This is a genomic window from Caballeronia choica, from assembly GCF_001544535.1.
GTDB classification, from domain to species: domain Bacteria; phylum Pseudomonadota; class Gammaproteobacteria; order Burkholderiales; family Burkholderiaceae; genus Caballeronia; species Caballeronia choica.
Map to the genome: position 1 here is coordinate 1 of NZ_FCON02000612.1, position 570 is coordinate 570.

General features: G+C 63.7%; 1 protein-coding gene. It reads left to right on the forward strand.

Annotated elements, in window-relative coordinates:
• Positions 1 to 142: 142 nt before the first annotated feature.
• The coding region (locus AWB68_RS45995) for a cbb3-type cytochrome c oxidase subunit I (RefSeq protein WP_200829002.1) at positions 143 to 570 on the forward strand (428 nt) is incomplete at its 3' end.

The window sequence follows — 570 nt, forward strand, 5'->3', positions numbered from 1 at the left end:
GCAAACCAGCTCGACTGGATCACGCACGCTCAGCAGATCAAGCCCGAATCGATGATGCCAAGCATGATCCTGAGCCGCGACGAAGCCGCCGACCTGTCGGCCTTCCTCGCCACGCTGCGATAACCACCGGCACGATGAAGCCATGAGCGCACCCGCTGAGCCTGAACGCATTGCATCGTCGCCGAGGCCACCGGCGCTCTCGCGGGTGCCCGAGATCGGCCGCGTCCCGCCCGGCAGTCCGACGCAGTTGCGCCTGCAAAAGATCTGGGAGACCGAACCCGGCTGGCGGGGCTGGCTTTCTACCGTCGACCATAAGAGCATCGGTCTGCGCTATATCGTGACGGCGTTCGTTTTCCTGCTGATGGGCGGCGTCGAGGCGCTCGTCATGCGGCTCCAGCTTGCGCGTCCGAACGCTGCGCTGCTGACTCCCGAACAATACAACCAGCTCTTCACGATGCACGGCGTGACGATGATCTTCCTTTATGCGCTGCCCGTGCTCTCGGGATTTTCGAACTACCTGTGGCCCCTCATCCTGGGCGCGCGCGACATGGCATTCCCGCGGCTCAATGC